We start from the raw sequence: 5,738 nt of genomic DNA on the forward strand, positions 1-5,738 counted from the left end.
CGGCGGGAGCCGCGCCGGTGCGCACGGGAGATCCCGGGTACTCGGGTCGGCTCGACCGGGACGGGGACGGGGTCGGCTGCGAGTAGGACCTCGCGCCACGGGATCGAGGAGCAGAGTGGCCCCGTGACCACGGCGCAGGAGCCCGCGGAGGAGGACACCCTCCGCCGCAGGCTCTACCGTGCCGACGCGACCGAGGCGGACGTCCAGCGATACCGCGACCTCGTGGGCCCCGACGGGGCGGAGCCGGGTGCGGCAGCGCGGGCCGACGAGTCGGCGCCGGCGCCCGCGCGATCTCGTCACCGCCTCGCCGCGGGCATCACGGTCGCCGCCGTCGCCCTGTCCGTGGTCACCGCCACCACCCTCCTCCAGCAGCCGGCCGCGCCGCCGCTGCGCCCGACCGCCTCCGCCGTCCCGGACGCGCGAATCGTGGTCCAGGACATCGGCGACGGCCAGATCCTCCGCGTCGACCCCGCGGAGGCAGGCGGCCCCGCGCCGATCTCGGTCTGGATCGACGGGACCGCCGCTGCTGCGCAGCGGTTCGACGGCACCGGCGACGCGGTGCTGCTGGTCGACCTGCCCTCCGCCTCCAGCCACCGGCAGCGGGCGGTGCTGTCGCTCTACTCGACCGCCGCGTCGACCATCGAGTGGCGGGCGCTGCGCCGGGCGACCCGACCGGACCGGACGCTGTACGAGCAGATCGTCGCCCGCGGCACGATCGAAGCCCACCGCGACTTCGCGACGCCGTCGACGTTCGACTACTCGGGCAGCGCGCCCGCGCGGATCGCGCTGGAGGCGCCGGCCGGCGTCCGCTGGACGCTGCTGATCACCGGCATCCCGAGCACGATCTCCGAGCTGCACTGAGGTTGCCGTGCCGCCGGCGCCGTGCCACGGTGGCATCGATCGTGTTCCGACGGCAGGAGGTGAGACCCATGAACGCAGTTCCCGTGGGCGCTCCGCTGCAGTCCACGATCGCGCGACTTCCGTAGCCGCCGCCCGGAGCGCCTCCCCCGCATCCCGCGAAAGGCACTCCCATGACCACCACTTTCTCCTCCTCCCGCGCCCTCGTCCTCGGCGGAGGCGGTGCCGTCGGCAACGCCTGGCTGATCGGCGTCCTCGCCGGCCTCGCCGACGGCGGGCTCGACGTCACGAACGCGGACCTCGTCATCGGCACCTCGGCCGGCGCGACCGCGGCCGTGCAGGTCACGAACGAGCCGCTGCCCGAGCTGTACGCCACCGTCCTCGAGTCCGTCCCGCCCCAGCGCCCCGACCGCCCGGCAGGCAGCCGGGGTCCCGTTGGATCGCAGGCCGACCACCTGGAGCGCACGCAGCGCATCATCGACTCGGCCTCCGACGCCGCCGACATGCGCCGCCGGATGGGTGCCGCCTTCCACGAGCTCGACGCCGCATCCGGAGGCGCCGGCACCGACCGCTGGCGGAGCACCGTCGCGGCACGCATGGCCGGCTCCCGGTGGCCCGCGCAGCGCCTCCTCCTCACCGCTGTCGACGCGCACACCGGCGAGGGCGTCGCCTTCGACCGGGACAGCGGCGTCGACCTGGTGGACGCGGTCGCGGCGAGCACCTCGGGCGGCTCCGCGTACCGGATCGGCGACCGGCAGTACATCGACGGCGGGTACCGCCGCAACGAGAACGCCGACCTCGCCGCCGGCTCCGAGCGGGTCCTGATCCTGTCGCCGTTCGCAGGCAGGACCCGGCACCCGCTCGAGTGGGGCATGCAGCTGGCGGCGCAGGTCGACGAGCTGCGCGCCGCAGGCAGCCGCGTCGAAACGGTGTTCCCGGACGAGGCCGCGCTGGAGGCGTTCGGCGACACCATGCTCGACCTGGCCCGGCGGGCACCCGCGGCGCGGGCCGGCTTCGAGCAGGGGCGCTCCCGAGCGGAGGTGCTCATCGGGTTCTGGCGATGAGCGGAACCGAACTCGCATGATCTCCACTCGAGGTCGAGGTGGACACGAGCGCAGCTCTCGCGGTTTACTCAGTTTTTGGGGTTTCGGCGCTCTCGTCATGCCGGCCCCCGCTACCCACTGCAGAGATGAGTCGTCCGCCCATGAAGAAGTCCATCGCCGGCATCGGTGTCGCGGCCGCGCTGACTGCCGCCCTCGTCCTCGGGGCCGCTGCTCCGGCCGAGGCGTCGGTTCCGCGGTCGTACCAGAACGCGCTCGCTCAGGCGAGGTCGTACGTCCGCTCGCTCGACTTCAGCAAGGCCGGACTGTACAACCAGCTGCACAGCCCGTACGGCGGGCAGTTCTCGGCGAAGGCGTCGCGCTACGCCGTCGAGCACGTGAAGGTGAACTGGAGCCGGGAGGCCCTCGGCAGCGCCCAGTCCTATGTGCGTTCCCTGAACTTCAGCAAGCAGGGGCTGTTCGATCAGCTGACGAGCGACGCCGGCTCGCAGTACACGGCTTCGCAGGCGAGCTACGCGCTCAAGCACGTGAAGGTGAACTACAACAAGGAGGCTCTGGCCGCCGCGAAGTCCTACGACAAGCTGCTTCACCTGTCCGACGACGCGCTCTACGAGCAGCTGACGAGCAGTGCCGGGTCGCAGTTCACAGCGTCGCAGGCGCGCTACGCGATCGACCACCTCTGATCAGCCACCGAGTGCGCGGTCCGGCTGCGAGCACTGAGCCGACGCGGCAGGCATCGGCCCCCTCCGGCACGGACGACCGTTCCGCACGGCGACGCGCGAAGCCGCGCGGACACCAGATCATGCCTGATCGCGCCGCGTCGCCCAGGCGGCGATCGCCGATCGCGATCCGACGCCGAGCTTCGTGAGGATGTGCGCGACGTGGTTCTCCACGGTCCGCGTCGACAGGTGGAGGCGCTCGGCGATCGCCCGGTTGCCGAGCCCCTGCGCCACCTGCCGGGCGACCTCGAGCTCCCGGGCGGTGAGCGGCCCCGTCTCGGCGCCGAGTGCCGTGAGCGCCGCCCGGGCCTGCGCGGCGTGGAAGGGGTCGTGCATCCGATCGGCCTGCGCGACCGCGGCGTGCAGGAGCCGGCGGGCCGCGGCCCGATCGTCCAGCAGCGCCTCGAGACAGCCGAGCAGCAGGGCGACCGGGCCGCCGTTCTCCGCCTGCGCGGACCCCACGACCTGGAAGCCATCGACCGGTCGCAGCAGCTCGAGCAGCACGGCGGCGCTCTCCCGGTCCTCGAGCGCGATCGCGACGCGCGCGTAGCCCGCGAGCGCGACGAGCCACTCGGTCGGCGCCTCCGGCAGGCGGGTGATCACGGGGCGGAGTGCCCGCCAGATCGCCGCCCCCTCCTCGCGCCGACCGGCGGCGATCAGCACGCCGGCCCGCCAGCCCTGCGCGAAGAACGGCATGCCGATCAGCTGCACCCGCAACTCCGCGTCGATGCCGTCGAGGCCACGCTTCGACCGCACCGCGATCTCGGAGCGGAGGATCAGGTCGACGAACCGCGCCTCGAGCGGCGCCGGCTCCCCCGCCGCGGCGAGGGCGTCCCGCGCGAGACGAGCGGAGTCGTCCACGTAGCCGTCGAGCAGCGCGAGCGCCGCCAGCTCGGTGCCGAGCCGCCAGCTCCAGACCGGCTCGCGGAGGCGGGCGCAGACTCCCCGCAGCCGCATGATCGCGGCGTCCAGCTCGAGCCGCCTGCCCAGCTGCGCCGACGCCGTCGCCTCCCACAGGGCGGCCCAGCCCTGGTACTCGTCGGTCCGATCACCGGCGAGGTCGCGCGCGAGCGCGGCCAGCGCCAGGCGCTCCGCCGCGTACCGCACGTGCTGCAGCGCCTCGCAGCGGGCACGGAGCCAGTCGAACCGCGCATCCGGCGACGACCCGTCCGGGATGGGACCGGCCTCCGGGAACGGGACGGTCCAGGTGTCCGTCGTCGTGGCGAGCAGCGACTCCAGCCGTCGTCGGCGAACGGGCTCCCGAGCCGACCGGAGCGCCTCGGCCGCGAGCGCGTGGTGCTCCGCCGCCTCCGCCCACCCGCCGTACCCACGCAGCGGAGCGGCGAGCACCGCGTCCGCGAGCACATCCCCGTCGCCGAGCGCTCGTCCGACCGCGATGGCGTCGCGCGCCGCGTCCCACGCCGCGTCGGTCCGACCGGCGCGCGCCTCGGCGGCCGTGAGATCGATCAGCAGCAGCGCCCGCTCGCGGGGTGCAGGCTGATCAGCGACCGCCGTCCGGAGGAGCGCCGCCGCCCGCTCGTGGTCGTGCGCCGCGAGGGCGAGCCGCGCCTCCCCCTCCACGTCGCCCCGCGCGTCGATCGCCATGGGTACCCGCCTCGCGGATGAGTGGTTGCACGGATGGTGCGGCCTCGCCGCCGAACCTAGCGTCGGCCTCGCCCCGGCGCACCACCCGCCGGTGCGGATCGGAGCCGACGATGACCGCAACGCGCACCCCCTCCCGCACGGTCACGGACGGCCGAGCCACCGCCGGGACCACGGCGCCGTACCTGGCCATCGCGGCCGGGCTCGTCGGAGCCGTGCTGGCGCTCGTCCAGCTGGTGCTGCCGCCGATTGTGACGTCGGACTGGTTCAGTCTCCCGTTCACGCCGACGGTCGCCACGATCGTCGCGGTCGTGCTCGCGCTGCAGCACGCGGCGATCGTGCCGCTGATGGCGCTGCTGCCCCGCATCGCGGCGCCGAGCACCCTCGGCCGGATCGGCGGCGCGGTCACCAGCGTCGGACTGGTGGGCCTCGCGGTCGCCGAACTGGTGTCGATCACCGCCATGAACGAGCAGGGCGACACCGCGATCGTGGACGCGGTGAACACCGGGTACGCGGTGCCGACGATCCTGCTGGGGATCGGCGAGCTGCTGCTCGGCATCGCGGTGATCCGCGCCGGCCGGTGGCGCGGCTGGCCGCGCGCGGTCGTGCTGCTCGCCGGGATCTTCGTGTTCGTGCCGCTGATCCCCGCGCTGGCCGTGAGCGGCCCGTTCTGGGCGATCGCCCTCGCGCTCTGGTCCCTGCTCTACCTCGCGATCGGCGTCGGCGCGCTGCGGGAGGGTCGGGGCGCGGCCCGCTGAGCGCGCGCGTCGCTACGGCTGGAGGGGGTGCGCCGCGAGGTGCTCGAGGGTGAGCGCGGCGAGCTCGGCGCTCCGCTCCTCCGGGATCCAGTGGCTGGCGCCCATGAGCACCTCGAACCGGTAGTCCGCGCGCACGAAGTCGCCGGCCCCCTCCGCCGCCCGGCGCCCGATCGCCGTGTCCCCGTCGCTCCAGACGAACAGCGTTGGCAGCCGGGTCCGGCCGGCGTCGAGCTGCCCCCGGAGGCGGATCGCCCGGTACCAGTTCAGCATCGGCGTCGCACTGCAGGGATCGGACAGCAGCCCGACGGCGTCCCGGGTGTCCCGCATCCCGGTGCTCGCGAGCAGCCGGCGGGCGAGCGCTCCGCCGCGGACCCGGAGGAGCAGCTCCGGCAGCACGGGGAGCTGGAACGCGCCGATGTACCAGGAGCGCAGCGCCTGCCTCCCGGCCAGCGCCCGCCGCAGCGCCGCGGGATGCGGCACGGACACGGCGGTCAGCGACGCGACGCGATCCGCATGTCGGCCCGCGAGCGTCCACGCGACCGCGGCGCCCCAGTCGTGCCCGAGCAGGTGGAACCGCTCGACGCCGGCGGCGTCCGCCAGCGCGAGCACATCGGCGGCCAGCGACCGCATCGAGTAGTGCCGCACCCCGCGCGGGCGCGCCCCCTCCGAGTACCCGCGCTGATCCGGCGCGAGCACCCGGTAGCCGGCGGCGACCAGCAGGGGCGTGACCGCGGACCAGG

At 74.6% G+C, this 5,738-nt stretch carries 7 protein-coding genes; 5 read left to right on the top strand and 2 right to left on the bottom strand.

Annotated elements, in window-relative coordinates; all coding sequences use genetic code 11:
• The 4 genes from ACFE60_RS17160 to ACFE60_RS17175 form a co-directional block, all read left to right on the top strand.
• Positions 1–86 (top strand): excalibur calcium-binding domain-containing protein (locus ACFE60_RS17160; RefSeq protein ID WP_375390080.1); only part of this gene is annotated, 86 nt, incomplete at its 5' end.
• Between the two features lie 37 nt (positions 87–123).
• On the top strand, positions 124–861 hold the full coding sequence (locus ACFE60_RS17165; protein ID WP_375390074.1) for a hypothetical protein: 738 nt from the start codon (positions 124–126) through the stop codon (positions 859–861).
• A gap of 170 nt (positions 862–1,031) precedes the next feature.
• A complete protein-coding gene (locus ACFE60_RS17170; protein WP_375390075.1) occupies positions 1,032–1,922 on the top strand; it encodes a patatin-like phospholipase family protein in 891 nt (296 codons plus the stop codon).
• 140 nt (positions 1,923–2,062) lie between these two features.
• On the top strand, positions 2,063–2,602 hold the full coding sequence (locus ACFE60_RS17175; protein ID WP_375390076.1) for an Ltp family lipoprotein: 540 nt from the start codon (positions 2,063–2,065) through the stop codon (positions 2,600–2,602).
• 117 nt (positions 2,603–2,719) lie between these two features.
• Here ACFE60_RS17175 and ACFE60_RS17180 read toward each other — a convergent pair whose 3' ends face one another.
• Positions 2,720–4,243, bottom strand: a complete 1,524-nt coding sequence (locus ACFE60_RS17180) for a LuxR C-terminal-related transcriptional regulator (protein WP_375390077.1) — start codon at positions 4,241–4,243, stop codon at positions 2,720–2,722.
• Positions 4,244–4,353: 110 nt separating this feature from the next.
• On the opposite strand from ACFE60_RS17180, the gene ACFE60_RS17185 reads away from it, so the two are divergent.
• Positions 4,354–4,998 (top strand): hypothetical protein, encoded by a 645-nt coding sequence (locus tag ACFE60_RS17185; protein WP_375390078.1) that lies wholly within the window; start codon positions 4,354–4,356, stop codon positions 4,996–4,998.
• 12 nt (positions 4,999–5,010) lie between these two features.
• On the opposite strand, the gene ACFE60_RS17190 is transcribed toward ACFE60_RS17185, so the two are convergent.
• Positions 5,011–5,738 (bottom strand): alpha/beta fold hydrolase (locus ACFE60_RS17190; RefSeq protein WP_375390079.1); only part of this gene is annotated, 728 nt, incomplete at its 5' end.

The sequence above is a fragment of the uncultured Amnibacterium sp. genome, assembly GCF_964245895.1.
GTDB lineage: Bacteria > Actinomycetota > Actinomycetes > Actinomycetales > Microbacteriaceae > Amnibacterium.

What these genes read in the sequence shown, in the direction of transcription:
- ACFE60_RS17185 (WP_375390078.1), top strand. Translation starts at nt 4,354, where the DNA reads ATGACCGCAACGCGCACCCCCTCCCGCACGGTCACGGACGGCCGAGCC.
- ACFE60_RS17180 (WP_375390077.1), bottom strand. Translation starts at nt 4,243, where the DNA reads ATGGCGATCGACGCGCGGGGCGACGTGGAGGGGGAGGCGCGGCTCGCC.
- ACFE60_RS17175 (WP_375390076.1), top strand. Translation starts at nt 2,063, where the DNA reads ATGAAGAAGTCCATCGCCGGCATCGGTGTCGCGGCCGCGCTGACTGCC.
- ACFE60_RS17170 (WP_375390075.1), top strand. Translation starts at nt 1,032, where the DNA reads ATGACCACCACTTTCTCCTCCTCCCGCGCCCTCGTCCTCGGCGGAGGC.